This window comes from Ornithinimicrobium sp. (assembly GCF_035267225.1).
In the GTDB taxonomy this organism is placed as follows: domain Bacteria; phylum Actinomycetota; class Actinomycetes; order Actinomycetales; family Dermatophilaceae; genus Ornithinicoccus.
Genome location: NZ_DATFMA010000096.1, coordinates 24,096 through 39,057 on the forward strand (window position 1 = coordinate 24,096; position 14,962 = coordinate 39,057).

Here is a 14,962-nt window from a genome sequence, read left to right on the forward strand (position 1 = left end):
TCGGCGAGACGGGGCTGGCGAAAGTGGGTGACTCAGCCACGAAGACGCGCCCCCTCGGGATCGAAGTGTGCGTGCTCTTCCAGGACCCGGGCGAGGACCCGTTCACCATTGGTCAGCCTCACCGTCACCTCCGCGCCGGGGTGAGCCACCTCGGCCGCAACCTGCCCGAGACAGATCCCACGCCCGAGGGTCGGGGACATCCGCGAGGACGTGATCCTCCCGAGAATCTCGTCAGTGCCGGCCCGGACGATCTGGCACGCCTCGTCCGGGACCACCCGCGGGTCGACCGGTTGCAGGGCCACCAGATGGGGCGCCTGCGGCTGCTGCAGCGCCCAGGCCAGCTCGGGCTTGCCCGCGAAGTCGGGCTTGTCGAGGGCGATGAGCCGGCCGAGGCCGGTCGTAGGCGCCTGGGTCAGCCCGTCGGTGTCCTGCCCGACGATGAAGTGGCCCTTCTCCAGACGCATGATCCGCTGGGCCTCCAGCCCGAAGGGGGCGACCCCGAGGTCGCCTCCGGCCTCCAGCAGCGCCTGCCACACGTGCAGGCCGTAGCCGGAGGGGACGTGCACCTCGAACGACAGCTCGCCGGTGAAGCCGATCCGCCAGACGACGCAGTCTGGCGACCCGGCGATGGCTCCGCGCCGGACGCGCATGAAGCCGAAGGACTCCGGGTCGAGGTCGATGTCGTCGGTCAGCCGGGCCAGCAGGGTACGGCTGTGCGGGCCTGCGACGTTGATGCTGGTGAAGGCGTCGGTGACCGGTGTGAGGTGGACCCGCCACTGCGGGTGCTCGGTCTGCAGCCAGCTCTCGGCCCATTCCAGGACCGTGCGGGCCCCGGAGCTCGTGGTGCTCATGAGGTAGTGCTCCTCCCCCAGGCGGCCGGTGACACCGTCGTCGAGCACCACACCGTCCTCGCCGCACATCACGCCGTACCGCACCGAGCCGACGGGCAGCTTCATCCACCGGCCGGTGTACAGGTGGCTCAGCAGGAGAGGAACGTCCGGCCCCTGCAGGTCGAGCTTGCCCAGAGGAGTCACGTCGGTGATGCCCACGCCGGTGCGGGTGCGGACGACCTCCGCCGCCGGGTCGCCGTAGTGCTCGGGCCGGATCCACTGCCCGGCCACGATCGGGTGGGCACCGTGTGCCTCGTGCCAGGGCTGGATGGGGGAGACCCGCTTGGGCTCGAAGATCCGGCCGGCGAGAGCACCCAGGCTGACCGGTGCGTACGGGGGACGCCACACGGTGGTGCCGACCTCCCCGATGCTCTGGCCCCGCAGCTCGGCCAGCACGGCCACGGTGTTGACCGTCTCCAGCTTGCCCTGGGAGGGACCCATGGTGGCGGTGGTGTAGCGCTTGAGCAGCTCGATGTGGTCGTACCCTTCGGCCGCCGCGGCCACGAGGTCCTTGGAGCTGACGTCCTCGGAGTAGTCCACGATGCCGTGGGTGCGCGCCCGGAACAGGCCCGGGTGAGGCTCCCGTGGCAGCGCGGACCGGGTGTCGGCCGGCCAGGGCGGCTCCTCGCCGTCGACGGCGGCGGCGTGCGCAGTCCGCGTCTGCAGCCGGTGCGCCACCACCGCGGCTCGCGCGGCAGCCAGCCGGCCGGTCTGGGCGGCGTGGTCGAGCAGGCTGTGGCCGTCGCTGTCGCCGTCGCCGGCCAGGCCCCCGGTGGCCAACACGTGCTCCAGCGCGTCCGAGCCGAAGAAGCGCGCCGAGGTGGGGTCGAAGTCGGGCCGGTCGCCGGCCATGTTGAGCAGGGACGTGGGCGCCGTCCATCCGACGGCGGTGACGAGCAGGTCGCACGGCAGCGTGCGTCCGTCCTCGAGCTCCACCGCCTCGACCCGTCGCGCGGTTCCGTGAGCAGCGACGATGCCCTCCCCGGCCCGCGCGTCCACGACCGCGACGATCTCGACCCCTGCCGCGCGTAGGGCGGCCACAGCCGCGTCACCGTCGGGGTTCGCAGTGAGCACCACGGCACGCTCACCGGGTTTCACGGCATACATGCGCACCAACCGGCGTACCGCCCCCGAGGTCATCACCCCGGGCCGGTCGTTCCCAGCGAAGACGTAGGGACGTTCGACCAGACCGGGAGCGACGACCAGCATCTTCGCTCGGGCCTTGATGAGCCGCTCCGCCACGCCGGGATGGCTGCGCTGGGCGATGGCGACCCAGTTGTCCTCGTAGCGGCCGGTGACCGTCGAGTCGGTCAGCAGCTCGACGCCGGCCCGGACTGCCTCGTCGGCCAGGCGCACCGCCAGCGCGACGTCCTGCGCCTCGCCCCACAGCAGGTGACCGCCCAGGCGGTACTCATGCTCGGCCAGCATCACGCGAGCGCCCGCCCGGGCGGCATGCGTCGCTGCCACGAGCCCTGCCGGCCCGCCGCCGGCCACCACGACATCCGGGTGCGCGTAGCGCTTGTCGTGACGACCGTGTGGGGTCTGCAGGTCCACCCGGCCGCCGGGAGCGAAGGTGGCCAACACCTTCTCGTAGGCGGGCCACAGCCGTCGTGGGCGGATGAAGGTCTTGTAGTAGAAGCCGGCGGTGAGGAAACGCTGCACCAAGCCGTTCGCCGCGCGCACGTCCCGTTCCAGCGAGGGCCAGGCGTTCTGCGCGCTCACTCTCATCCCGGCCTCGAGCCGCCGGTGCGCCGCGCGCACGTTGGGCTCGTCGCCGACCTGCACCAGCGCGTTCGGGTCCCAGTAGTCGGCGGTGAGCAGACCCCGGGGTCGGTGGTACTTCATCGAGCGGGACACGATCCCCTTGCCGCTGGCCGCCAGCGCCGAGGCAATGGTGTCCCCGTCGAAGCCGGTCAGCGGGCGGCCGTTCCAGCTGAACTCCAGCACCCGGGAACGGTCGATCACCTCGGTCGGCTGCGGGGGGAGCCGGGAAGGCAGGCTCATGCTCCTCGACCCGTCTTTCTGCCCGGCACGGGCGGGGCGGAGAAGGTGTTGCTCACGGTGTCCCGCTCGACGACGAAGTAGCGGCCGCACCCCGCTCGGCAGTACCAGGTCTCCCTCAGGAGCCCGGCCGGGTTGCTGCGCAGGTAAAGGTACTCGCGCCACTGCGACGGTGACGTGGCAGCCGGGTCGGGGCGTCTTCGCGCCTCCCCGACGTAGGCCAGGTCGGAGGCGTTGCGCGGCCCGCAGTGCGGGCACGGGACGAGCAGCATGAGTCTCCTTCTAGTGCCCGACCGCCGCGGCGCCCTTCTCGCCGACGAGGCACCCCTCGACGAACCGGGACAGGCGGAACGGCTCGATCAGGGCGGGCGTGCGCCCGGTCGCGATCGCCATGGCCATCTGCTCGCCGGAGACGGGACCGGCCTTGAAGCCGTAGGTCCCCCAACCCACGTCGCACAGGAAACCCGCCACCGGGGTGAACCCCATGACCGGCGAGTAGTCCGGAGTCATGTCGCAGAGCCCGGCCCACTGCCGCAGCAGCCGCAGCTTGGAGATCCCGGGCATGAGCTCCAGGACGTGGGCGGCCAGCTCCTCGGTGAACGCCAGGGAGCCGCGGGTGTCGTAGGTGTTGAAGGGGTCCACCGACGCGCCGAAGACGAGCTCGCCGCGGTCGGTCTGGCTGACGTAGACATGCAGCGAGCCGGAGACCACCACCGTCGGCAGGAACACCTTGACGGGCTCGGTCACCGCGGCTTGCAGGGGTCGGGTGCTGATCGGTAGTGCTACCCCGGCCAGGGAGGAGACCACGCTGGCCCAGCCTGCCGTGCAGTTCACCACCACCGGCGCAGAGACCTCGCCGCGACTGGTGCGCACCCCGGTGACCCGGCCCCCCGGCCCCTTGCCGTCCGCCAGCTCGCCCCCCTCGACGACGACGTCCACGACCTCGGTGTCCTGGTGCAGCTCCACCCCGGCGTGGTCGGCGGCGCGGGCGTAGCCCCACACCACCGCGTCGTGGCGGATGGTGCCCCCGGGGGGGTGGTAGAGCGCACCCAGCACCGGGTAGCGCGGGTCGCTCGAGGTGTCCAGGCTCGGGGCGAGACGCTTGCACTCCGCGGGGTCGATGACCCGGGAGTCGACCCCCGCGAGGGTGTTGACCTCGGCGCGCCAGCGCATCGTGCGCAACGCCGCGTCGTTGTGGGCCAGCGTCATGTGTCCGCGTTCGGAGAACATCACGTTGAGGTTGAGGTCGACCGCCATCGAGCGGTAGAGCGACAGTGAGCGGTCGTAGAAGGCCACGCCCTCGGGGGTGAGGTAGTTCGAGCGCACGATCGCCGTGTTCCGGCCCGACCCGCCGCCGCCGAGGTAGCCCTTGTCGAGGACGGCTACGTCGGTGATGCCGTGCTCAGTGGCCAGGTAGTACGCGGTGGCCAGACCGTGGACACCTCCCCCGACGATGACGACGTCGTAGGTCGGCTTGAGCTCGCGCGCGCGCCACACCCGCGGCCAGGGCTGTTCGGTAAGCCCCCGCCTCAGCAAACCGGCTGCCGAGTAGCGCGTCGGCCTGTCGCGCCGCCGGCCCCGGGTCGAGGCCGCACCTGAGGCACGACTGACGGACGGCATACGCCGACCGTATGGGCAGCGGAGGGCGGCGAGAAGTATCAATCCGCGGACAACTCATATCTTTTCGATATCATTGACGGGTGGATCTCAGGCGTCTGCGCTACTTCGTCACGGTGGCTGACCACCTGCATTTCGGACGAGCCGCGGAGCAGCTGCATATGGCCCAGCCCCCGCTGAGCCAGCAGGTACGCAGGCTGGAGGGCGAGCTGGGGCTGCGCCTCCTCGAGCGCACCACCCGCCGGGTCACCCTGACCGAGGCGGGGGCCATGTTCCTGCCCCACGCCCGGCAGGTGCTGGCGCGCGCCGACGAGGCGGCCCGGGCGGTCGAGACGTTCCGTCGCGGGGAGAGCGGGGTGCTGCGGATCGCCTTCGTGGACTCCGCCTCCTACGACGTCATGCCACGGTTGCTGCGCTCCTCGCGGGAGCGCTATCCCGGCATCGAGTACCGGCTGGAGACGATGTCCTCCGACGAGCAGCAGCGAGCTCTGCGAGAGCGGCGGATCGATATGGGTGTCGGCAGGGTCCGGCCACGCGGCCGCGAGGTGGTGGCCACGTCCTTCCTCCGCGAGCGCCTGATGCTCGCCGTCCCCAGCGGACATGAGCTCTGCGCGCACGAGTCGGTGACGATCGAGGCGCTGGGCGACTCTGCCTTGATCGGCTTCCGGCGCACGGTCTCCCCGTCGCTCTTCGCCGACTACGTGACGCTGTTCGCGCGGCGCGGGCTGACCTACGACCCGATCATCGAGGCCACTGAGTACGTCACCGTGCTCGGGCTGGTCGCGGCCGGCCAGGGCATGGCGCTGGTGCCGGCCAGTGTGCGCTCCTTCCGGCCCTCGGGGCTTTCCTACCTGCCCGTCAGCGACCCGGACGCGCGGGCCAGCTTCTACCTGGTGCGGCGAGAGCAGGAGTCCTCGCCGCTCGTGCGTCACACCACGACCCTGCTCATCGACCTCTTCGCGGGTGCGGACGAGGCGGGGTGATCCGGTGCTCATCCAGCCAGCGCCAGGGCTCGCTCCACCAGGTCGGGCGCGTCGTGCGGAAGCCACACGACGCGGGGGTCGGCGCCGAACCACGAGATCTGCCGTCGGGCCAGCCTGCGGGTGGCCACGACCGTGTCCGACTGCGCCTGCTCCTCACTGAGCCGTCCGTCGAGCTGAGCCAGCGCCTGTGGATAGCCCGCAGCACGGACCGCGGTGCTGCTCGGCCGCAGCCCCTGGTCGACGAGCCCGCTCACCTCGTGCAGCATCCCTGCGTCCCACATGTCGCGGACGCGCCGCGTGATCCGCTCGTCGAGAGTTGGCCGGTCGGCCCCCAGCCCGATCATCACCGTCGGCGCCGCGAACTCCCGGGTCGGCATCGTGGCGCTGAACGGACGGCCGGTCAGGTCGATGACCTCCAGGGCCCGCACCAGCCGGCGCCCGTTGCGCCAGTCGATGCCGCGCGCCGCGGCGGGATCCCGGTCGGCGAGCAGGTCGTGCAACGACTGCGCTCCTTCCCGCGCCAGGCGCTCCTCCCACCGCGCCCGCACGCCGGGGTCGGTCGGCGGGATGTCGAGTCGGTCCAACAGCGCCCGCACGTACAGCCCGGACCCTCCCACCACCACCGGCCGCGCCCCCCGTGCGCGGATCCGTGCCATGTCGGCACGGGCGTGCTGCTGGTAGGCCGCCACCCTCGCCTCCTGCCACACCTCGAGCACGTCGATCTGATGGTGGGCGACGTCCTGGCGGCGATGGGCCGGGAGCTTGGCGGTGCCGATGTCCATGCCGCAGTACAGCTGTGAAGCGTCGGCGCCGACCACCTCACCGCCGAGGGCGCGCGCCAGGGCGAGGCCCAGGTCGCTCTTCCCCGTGGCGGTCGCGCCCACGACCGCCACCACGGGGGCGTCGGCGGGGTGGCCCATGCCCGGAGTCTGACACGCGGCCGACCACCGGGCCGGTTAGCCTGTCACCACCGCATGCCCGTCGTTGGGGCCGGCGCGGTGACGTCCAGGAAGGGACCTCGTGAATCGTGAGCGCTCGCTAGCACGCATCACCCCGGCGGGGGTGCGTCGGTGACCGAGGCGATCCTGCTCCTGCTGGCCGGTGTCGGTGCGATCCTGCTCATCATCGCGGCGAACGGCTACTTCGTCGCTCAAGAGTTCGCCTACATGTCGATCGACCGCAACCAGCTCGCGGCCCAGGCGGAGCAGGGGGACGCAGCCTCCGAGCGCGCCCTGAAGGTGACCAAGCGCACCTCGTTCATGCTCTCGGGTGCACAGCTGGGCATCACGGTGACGGGTCTGCTCATCGGCTACGTGGCCGAGCCCCTCGTAGGCCGGGGCCTCGGGACACTCCTGGGGGGCGCCGGCGTCCCGCCGGCCCTGGCCATCACGGTGGGCACGGTGTCCGCGCTTGCGATCGCCACCATCGTGCAGATGCTCTTCGGTGAGCTCTACCCCAAGAACCTCGCCATCGCCAACGCCGGGCCGATGGCCCGGTGGATGGCGCGCTCCACGTTGATCTACCTGGCGATCTTCGGCTGGCTGATCAGTCTCTTCGACAAGTCGGCGAACCTGCTGCTCCGATCGGTCGGGATCGAGCCGATCGACGACGTGGACTCGACCGCCACCGCGGAGGACCTGGAACGGATCGTCTCGGACTCCCGCGACAGCGGCGACCTTCCCGAGGAGCTGTCGGTGCTGCTCGACCGCATCCTCGACTTCCACGAGCAGGATGTGGAGCACGCCATGATCCCGAGGGCCCGGGTGGACACCGTCGAGCCTGGCACCACCGTGGCCGAGGTGCGCGAGCTGATGGCCGCGGCGCACACCCGCTATCCGGTCGTCGACGCGGAGGGACAACCGGTCGGCGTCGTCGAGCTCGTCGACCTGCTCACCCATCGGCCGGACCCCGAGACCCAGGTCGATGACGTGATGCGCCCTGCCGTCGTCGTACCGACCCTCATGCTCATGCCGGCGGCGGTGGACAAGCTCGCCGAGGCGAACGAGAAGATGGCCTGCGTCATCGACGAGTTCGGGGGCTTCGCGGGCATCCTGACCGAGGAGGACCTCGCCGAGGAGCTCGTCGGGGAGATCACCGACGAACACGACGAGGCCCCATCCGAGCTCATCGTCAGCGAAGGCGACGACGCGTGGCGTATGGACGGCGACGTCCACCTGGACGAGGTGGCGCGGGCTGTGGGCAGTGAGCTTCCGGAAGGGGACTACGAGACCATCGCCGGCCTGGTGATCGCCGAGGCAGGCGACCTGCCCCAGGAGGGAGACCTGGTGACCCTGCAGCTCCCGCCGGACCCCAGTGAGGTGCTGGCCGAGGAACCCGTGGACAGAGCATTGGAGATCGAGGTCCAGCAGGTGGAACGGCACGTGCCCAGCGAGGTGCTGGTCCGGCTCACGACCCGGGCGCACGAGGCCGAGGGCGAGGCCGTCGAGGGTGCCATCGACGGCGAGCCCGCCGACTCCTCGGTCGACCGCGACGCCACCCGGGAGCAGAAGTCATGAACGACCCGCTGGTCGTCTTCGTCGTCACCACTCTTCTCATCGTCCTGAGTGGGTTCTTCGTCATCATCGAGTTCTCCCTGATCGGGGCTCGACGCCACCGGTTGGAGGCAGAGGCAGCCACGTCCCGCTCGGCACGGGCGGCTCTCGCGGGGATCAACGAGCTCACCGTCATGCTCGCCGGTGCCCAGCTGGGCATCACGGCAGCCACGTTCGCCCTCGGAGCCGTCACGAAGCCCGCCATCGACCACTGGCTGGGGCCGGGTCTGGCCGCGTTGGGAGTGCCCGGGTGGCTGGCCGGTGGTACCTCGTTCGCACTGTCCCTGCTGTTCGTGACCTTCCTGCACCTGGTCGTGGGCGAGATGGCCCCTAAGTCCTGGGCCATCGCCAACCCGGAGCGCGCGGCTCAGCTCGTCGCGGTCCCGGCGCGTGCTTTCGTGTGGGTCGTACGGCCCGTGCTGCTCGGGGTCAACGCCCTGGCCAACCGGTTGGTCCTGGCCAGCGGCATCACACCGGTGGACCGTGCCGCCGCCGGTGGACGGGACGCCGACACCATCCGCCAGCTCGTCGAACAGTCCGCGTCCGAGGGGGTCCTCGACACTTCGTCCCAAAGCCAGATCTCTGATGCGATCGAGCTTCAGCACCTGACGGTGGCCGACCTCGTGCCCGAGGGCCAGGAGCCCGCAGCGGTGGGAGTGGACGCGACCGTCGAGGAGGTCCACGACGCCGCGGCACAGAGCGGCCACCTGCGGATCCTGCTGGCCACTGCCGACGGTGGCCTGCCCGAGGTCGTCCACGTGCGCGACACCTTGAACTGGCCGGCGCAGGATTCAGTGCGACCGGCCGCCCGCTCCGCATTCGTGCTCACCCGGGAAGTGCCCGCTTACGAGGCGCTGGGCAGGATGAGAGAGAGCGGCGAGCAGCTGTGTGTCGTCGCGGACGGCGACCGTGTGGTGGGCCTGATCAGCGTCCAGGACATCCTGCACCGCGTCCTGCCCGCGTCACAGCAGCCGGCCTGAGGCCTGTTCCCACGCCGGCGGGACTTCGAGCGCGGACGGTCCGGATCGGTCGGTCCGACTCCGGTCGAGTCCATACTGGGCGCATGGCCGAGCAGAGGGACGCTGACGTCATCCAGGTGCATGTGCTGGCCGACTCGACCGGGGACACCGCGGCACGGGTCGCGCGGGCAGCCTGCGCGCAGTACGCGGGCTTCCACACCAGGATCGTGCGCCACGCGCGCCTGTCCTCCGCGGACGGCGTGCGCGGCGTGCTGCAGCGGATCGACCAGGAGAGCCGGGCGGTGGTCTTCTCGACGATCATGCAGCAGGACCTGCGCGAGTTCGTGAGGCAGGTGTGCGACGAGCGGGGAATCCCGCACGCGGAGCTGCTCGACGACGCGGTGGCCGCCTTGAGCCAGGCCACGGGCGCCGCCCCGGAGCTGACGGTGCGCCCGGTCGGGGTCGGCGAGGACTACTTCGCCCGGATCCAGGCTATGGAGTTCTCGATCGCCAACGACGACGGCAAGCTGCACCACCCCTTGAGGGACGCTGACGTCGTGCTGATCGGGGTCTCGCGTACGGGCAAGACCCCGCTCGCGATGTACCTCGGCTATCTCGGCTACCGCACGGCCAACATCCCGTTGGTCCCCGGGATCGCACCCCCCGACGAGCTCTACGACGTGGAGCGGCACAAGATCGTCGGCCTCACGATCGACCCCGAGCGCCTGCACGCCATCCGCAGTCGCCGAGTGACGGCCATGGGCTCCCCCAGCGACCAAGCCGGGTATGCCGACCTCTCGCGCATCTTCTCCGAGCTGGAGGAGATCGCGGGAGTGCAGCGCTCGCTGGGGTGTCCCGTCATCGACACCACCCAGCTGGCCCTGGAGGAAGCGGCCGGCCGGGTGATCGAGGTCCTCGAGCGCCGCAGCGCCCGGGCTCGTCGGCGCACCCCGCGCTGACGCAGCACGCCGGGGCGACCGCGCGGGCGGGACTTCGGTCCTGGCCGCCGGGGCGGCGCGGGGGTAGCGTTCCCGGCACACCCGAGGAACGCAGGAGCCCTACATGAGCGAGTCCGTCAACGATGCCGGAACCCCCCCGCACAGCTACCTCTACGACCTGTCCGAGGGGGATGCCTCGATGCGTCACCTGCTCGGGGGCAAGGGGGCCAACGTCGCCGAGATGAAGAAGCTGGGGGTCCCGGTTCCCGACGGTTTCACCATCAGCACCCAGGCCAGTGTCGCGGCCATGAACTCCGGGGGGACCTGGCCGGAGGGGCTCTGGGAGCAGACCGTCGAGGCGCTGGAGCGGATGCAGCAGCGGACCGGCAAGGTGCTGGGGTCGCCGTCCGACCCGCTCCTGGTCTCCGTGCGTTCCGGAGCGGTGGTCTCCATGCCGGGGATGATGGACACCATCCTCAACCTCGGCATCAGCGGCGAGACCGTGGAGGCCCTGGGACGCGAGTCGGACAACCCGCGCTTCGCATGGGACTCCTACCGCCGGTTCCTGCAGATGTACGGCGAAGTGGTCGAGGGCGTCCCGGCCTACGCCTACGCCGACGTGCTGGAGGAGATGAAGCACGAGCGGGGGGTGGAGTCGGACAACGAGCTCAGCACCGAGGACCTCAAGGAGCTGGTCGACCGGTTCCTGGAGGTGTCCCGGGAGGAGATGGGCGAGGAGATGCCCACCGACCCACTGGACCAGCTCCGGCGCTCGATCGACGCGGTGTTCGCCTCCTGGCAGACCCCCCGCGCCGGGGTGTACCGGCGCGCCAACGGCATCTCGGACTCGCTCGGGACCGCGGTGAACGTGATGCAGATGGTGTTCGGCAACCGCGGGGAGACCTCCGCCACCGGGGTCTGCTTCACCCGCAACCCCGCCACCGGCGCCAAGGAGCTCTACGGCGAGTTCCTCCTGGACGCCCAAGGCGAGGACGTGGTGGCCGGCATCCGGACTCCGCGACCCCTGGCCGAGATGGAGCAGGCCCTGCCCGAGGCCTACCAGCAGCTCGTCGACACCATGCAGCGGCTGGAGGAGCACTACGGCGACATGCAGGACATGGAGTTCACGGTCGAGGAGGGCACGCTCTACCTGCTGCAGACCCGCTCGGGCAAGCGCACCGCGGCCGCCGCGTTCAAGGTGGCCTGCGACATGGTGAACGAGGGCACGCTGAACCGGGAGCAGGCCTTGCGCCGAGTGGACGCCGCCCAGCTCGACCAGCTGCTCCACCCGGCGATCGACCCCGGCCACGGCCAGGAGCCGCTGACCACCGGGCTCAACGCCTCCCCCGGTGCCGCCGTGGGTGAGGTGGTCTTCGACTCCGATCTGGCCGAGGCGCGCGGCAAGGCCGGCGACGCTGTCGTGCTGGTCAGCCGCGAAACCTCGCCGGACGACATCGGCGGGGTGCTGCAGGCGCAGGGGGTGCTGACCTCACACGGAGGCATGACCTCCCACGCCGCCGTGGTCGCCCGGGGGATGGGCAAGCCGTGTGTGGCCGGCGCCTCCGAGGTCAGCATCGATGTGGCCGCCAAGACCCTCACCCTGGGAGCCACGGTGTTGCGCGAGGGGGACCTGGTCACCCTGGACGGCTCCACCGGAGAGGTCTACGCCGGCGCCCTGGCCCTGATGCCCCCGCAGCTCAACGAGGACTTCGAAACCATCGTCGGCTGGGCCGACGAGATCCGCCGGCTCGGGGTGCGAGCGAACGCCGACACCGGAGAGGACGCGGCCAAGGCCCGTGAGTTCGGGGCCCAGGGGATCGGGCTGTGCCGTACCGAGCACATGTTCATGACCGAGGATCGTCTGCCCGCGATGCGCTCGATGATCCTCGCGGGGGACGCGGAGGCGCGGGCCCAGGCGCTGGAGTCCATTCTGCCGATGCAGCAGGAAGACTTCGAGTCGCTCTTCCGGGCGATGTCGGGCCTACCCGTGACCATCCGCCTGCTGGACCCGCCGCTGCACGAGTTCCTCCCCGACCTGGTCGAGCAGGCGCTCGAGGTGCAACGCCTGGAGGCGGCCCGTCAGCGCGGCGAAGATGAGCCTGACCCCGCGCAGCTCAGCCATCAGCGCACACTGTTGCATCAGGTGGAGAAGCTCACCGAGATGAACCCGATGCTGGGCACCCGCGGCGTCCGGCTCGCACTGCTCTATCCCGAGATCCCCGTCATGCAGGTCCGGGCCATCGCGCGCGCCGCGTTCGCGGTCAAGGCGGAGGGTGCAGAGCCCATCGTCGAGATCATGGTGCCGCTGGTCGCCTACGCCGAGGAGCTGCGCCGGATGCGTGCCGTGATCGAGGAGACGCTGGAGGAGGAGTTCGAGAGCTCGGGCCAGCGGTTCGACTACACCGTGGGCACCATGATCGAGGTACCGCGCGCCGCGATGGTGGCCCACCAGATCGCCGCGCACGCCGACTTCTTCTCCTTCGGGACCAACGACCTGACCCAGACCGGGATCGGGATCTCACGAGACGACGCCGAGGGCAGCTTCCTGAGCGCCTACCAGGACAAGGACATCGTGCCCGGCAACCCGTTCTCCAGCATCGACGCCGACGGGGTGGCGGAGCTGGTGCGGATCGGTGCCCACGGCGGCCGCCGCACCAAGCCCGACCTCAAGCTGGGGGTCTGCGGGGAGCACGGTGGAGACCCGGCGTCGATCGGCCTGTTCTCCTCCATCGGCCTGGACTACGTCTCGTGCTCCCCCTACCGCGTGCCGATCGCCCGGTTCGCGGCGGCTCGGGCAGTGCTGGACGCCCGTGAGAGCGAGAGCGAGAGCGAGGGCTAGGCAGGACGGGAGCCGCCTGCCACGGCTCGCAGTGTGAGGCATGCAGCGGGCTCGGTAGTCGCCACCTCTTGTCAAGGTGGTCGGGGCCTGGGAACATAGGAGGGTTGGGCAGAAGGACCCGGGCTCGAGCCCGTCGTCGGTGGACGAGCCCCGTCCTCGGCTGCTCCCTCGTCGGGTCCGAAGCCGCAACACCATGGCGTCAGGGATGCGTGCGGGCACGGTCATCCGACGTCGCACGGGTTCGACACAAAGCTGTAATCGAAGCCGGAATCATATTCGCGCACCCAGACGTTACACCAACGGGTGACGGCCACAGGACCGCCACCGTCACCTTCACCGACGTGTCAACACCTCGCGCACCTGTCCTCAAGGGGCACCGTCACGAGACCGCAACAAGGAGCACCTACATGGACTGGCGCAGTCGCGCTGCCTGCTTGGAAGAGGACCCGGAGCTTTTCTTCCCGATCGGCAACACGGGCCCGGCCCTGCAGCAGATCGAAGAGGCCAAGGCCGTTTGCCGCACGTGCCCGGTGTTGGACACCTGCCTGAAGTGGGCTCTGGAGACAGGACAGGACGCCGGTGTGTGGGGCGGGCTCTCCGAGGACGAGCGGCGAGCGCTCAAGCGACGCAAGGCCAGGGCCCGACGCGCCGGCTAGTCATCCTTCACCGGACTCGGTGGCCCGGAGTCGCGCGGTGAAGCACGCCGAGGTGCCGTGCGGCAACATCCGTTCCCAGGTGATGCTGCCGTGGACGTCGGCCAGCAGCGACTCCACGATCTGCATCCCCAGCCCGGACGTCGCAGGGGCGTGAGAGCCTCCGGGCAGGCCCAGCCCGTTGTCCGTCACGCGTACCGTCAGCCCGGCGCGGCCGTGCTCCAGGCGCCGCTCGGCGTGGACGTGCACGGAGGGCGCGACGTCGCCGGTCCATCCCGGTGCCGCGAAGCCGTGCTCGACCGCGTTCTGAACCAGCTCGGCCAGCACCATGGCCAGCGCGGTCGCGTCCTCTGCCTGGAGGGGGCCGAAGGCGCCCGACAGGCTGGCCTCGACAGCCACCTCGTTCGCCGCCACCTCGGCCGTGGCCCGCAGCACCCGAGTCGCCACCTGGTCGAAGTCGGCGATCTCGTCGAAACCGTGGCTCAGCGTGTCGTGGACCATCGCCACCGTGCTGAGACGACGCCCCGCTTCGCGCAACGCGGCCCGCGCCGTGGCATCCTCGACCCTGCGCGACTGCAGGCGCAGCAAGGCCGACACGGTCTGCAAGTTGTTCTTCACCCGGTGGTGCACCTCGCGGATGGTGGCGTCCTTGGTGACCAGCTCGCGCTCCTGGCGGCGCAGCTCGCTGACGTCCCGCAGCAGCAACAGTGCCCCCGTGCGTCGACCCCCCACGTGCAACGGCACCGCTCGCAGTGTCAGGTGCAGCCCCTCGGTCTCGATCTCGGTGCCCCACGGAGCGCGCCCCGTCAGCACCAAGGGCACGGCCTCGTCCAGGGTGGCCCCGGGACGCAGGTGCGCGGTGACGATCTGCGACAGGTCGGCCCCGATCACCTGGTCGGTGTGCCCAAGCCGGCGCAGCGCCGAGACGGCATTGGGGCTGGCGTACTCGATCGAGCCCTCGGAGCCCAGGCGCACCACCCCGTCACCGACGCGAGGGGTGCCGCGGCCCACCCCTGTGTGCGGCGGGTCGGCGGGGAACGTGCCCTGCGAGATCATCACCAGTAGGGCCTGTGCGATGTGCAGGTAGTTGACCTCCAGACCACCCTGCTGGCGCATGTGGTGCAGGTCGGTATGGCGCACGAGCACCCCCAGCGTCGTTCCCGCGCGAACCACCGGGACGTACTGTTCACGGACGTACTCGGCATCCTGGTGGGTGGCAGAGCGGCCGGTAGCCGACACCTCGCTGAAAACCTCCGCGCGGGCGGACGTGGCGCGTGAGCCCACCACGTCGTCGGCGTAGAAGTTCGGCCCGGTGCTGGGTCGAGCGTGAGCCGCAAGCACCCAGCCGGCCGGGTCGTCGGGGCAGTCCTGCCCCCGCGGAGCCCACAGTGTGAGGTCGGCGAAGGACAGGTCGGCGATCATCTGCCAGTCCCCGACGAGGCGATGGAGCCACTCGGCATCCTTGGCGGACATCGCGGTCTTCTGTGACAGCACATCATGCAAGGTGGGCACGACAGTGACAGTAGACCG

11 protein-coding genes and 1 pseudogene are annotated in these 14,962 nt (G+C 70.7%); 7 read left to right on the top strand and 5 right to left on the bottom strand.

The features are described from left to right. Positions 1-32: 32 nt before the first annotated feature. From VJ976_RS09345 to VJ976_RS09355, 3 genes are read right to left on the bottom strand one after another with little or no spacing between them, the layout of a single operon-like run. The gene (locus VJ976_RS09345) at positions 33-2,894 is read right to left on the bottom strand and encodes a 2Fe-2S iron-sulfur cluster-binding protein (RefSeq protein WP_324099935.1); all 2,862 of its coding nucleotides are present in this window, start codon (positions 2,892-2,894) and stop codon (positions 33-35) included. After that, positions 2,891-3,163, bottom strand: coding sequence for a sarcosine oxidase subunit delta (locus VJ976_RS09350; RefSeq protein ID WP_324099936.1), 273 nt, complete (start codon positions 3,161-3,163; stop codon positions 2,891-2,893). The genes VJ976_RS09345 and VJ976_RS09350 overlap by 4 nt, the downstream gene beginning before the upstream one ends. Before the next feature lie 10 nt (positions 3,164-3,173). After that, positions 3,174-4,511: an FAD-dependent oxidoreductase gene (locus tag VJ976_RS09355; protein WP_324099938.1), complete on the bottom strand. Its 1,338-nt coding sequence runs from the start codon at positions 4,509-4,511 to the stop codon at positions 3,174-3,176. Positions 4,512-4,591: 80 nt separating this feature from the next. Here VJ976_RS09355 and VJ976_RS12685 point away from each other — a divergent pair. Both VJ976_RS12685 and VJ976_RS09360 read left to right on the top strand, forming a co-directional pair. Then, positions 4,592-4,762: pseudogene (locus VJ976_RS12685) on the top strand (LysR family transcriptional regulator); the annotation flags it as partial. A gap of 15 nt (positions 4,763-4,777) precedes the next feature. Continuing rightward, the gene (locus VJ976_RS09360; RefSeq protein ID WP_414693612.1) at positions 4,778-5,491 is read left to right on the top strand and encodes a LysR family substrate-binding domain-containing protein; all 714 of its coding nucleotides are present in this window, start codon (positions 4,778-4,780) and stop codon (positions 5,489-5,491) included. Between the two features lie 8 nt (positions 5,492-5,499). On the opposite strand, the gene miaA is transcribed toward VJ976_RS09360, so the two are convergent. Continuing rightward, positions 5,500-6,411 carry a tRNA (adenosine(37)-N6)-dimethylallyltransferase MiaA gene (miaA, locus tag VJ976_RS09365; protein WP_324099940.1) on the bottom strand — a complete coding sequence of 304 codons (912 nt, stop codon included), beginning with the start codon at positions 6,409-6,411 and terminating at the stop codon, positions 5,500-5,502. Positions 6,412-6,561: 150 nt separating this feature from the next. Between miaA and VJ976_RS09370 the strand changes: the two genes are divergently transcribed. The 5 genes from VJ976_RS09370 (at position 6,562) to VJ976_RS09390 (ending at position 13,435) form a co-directional block, all read left to right on the top strand. Further along, positions 6,562-8,007, top strand: a complete 1,446-nt coding sequence (locus VJ976_RS09370) for a hemolysin family protein (protein ID WP_324099941.1) — start codon at positions 6,562-6,564, stop codon at positions 8,005-8,007. Continuing rightward, complete coding sequence (locus VJ976_RS09375; protein ID WP_324099942.1) at positions 8,004-9,023, top strand: CNNM domain-containing protein; 1,020 nt, start codon at positions 8,004-8,006, stop codon at positions 9,021-9,023. The genes VJ976_RS09370 and VJ976_RS09375 overlap by 4 nt, the downstream gene beginning before the upstream one ends. Positions 9,024-9,106: 83 nt before the next feature. Further along, positions 9,107-9,961 carry a pyruvate, water dikinase regulatory protein gene (locus VJ976_RS09380; protein WP_324099943.1) on the top strand — a complete coding sequence of 285 codons (855 nt, stop codon included), beginning with the start codon at positions 9,107-9,109 and terminating at the stop codon, positions 9,959-9,961. Positions 9,962-10,064: 103 nt separating this feature from the next. Beyond that, the gene (gene ppdK, locus VJ976_RS09385; protein ID WP_324099944.1) at positions 10,065-12,779 is read left to right on the top strand and encodes a pyruvate, phosphate dikinase; all 2,715 of its coding nucleotides are present in this window, start codon (positions 10,065-10,067) and stop codon (positions 12,777-12,779) included. A 407-nt stretch (positions 12,780-13,186) separates the two neighbouring features. Further along, the gene (locus VJ976_RS09390; protein ID WP_324099945.1) at positions 13,187-13,435 is read left to right on the top strand and encodes a WhiB family transcriptional regulator; all 249 of its coding nucleotides are present in this window, start codon (positions 13,187-13,189) and stop codon (positions 13,433-13,435) included. On the opposite strand, the gene VJ976_RS09395 is transcribed toward VJ976_RS09390, so the two are convergent. Continuing rightward, positions 13,436-14,944, bottom strand: a complete 1,509-nt coding sequence (locus VJ976_RS09395) for a sensor histidine kinase (protein WP_324099946.1) — start codon at positions 14,942-14,944, stop codon at positions 13,436-13,438. Positions 14,945-14,962: the final 18 nt, after the last annotated feature.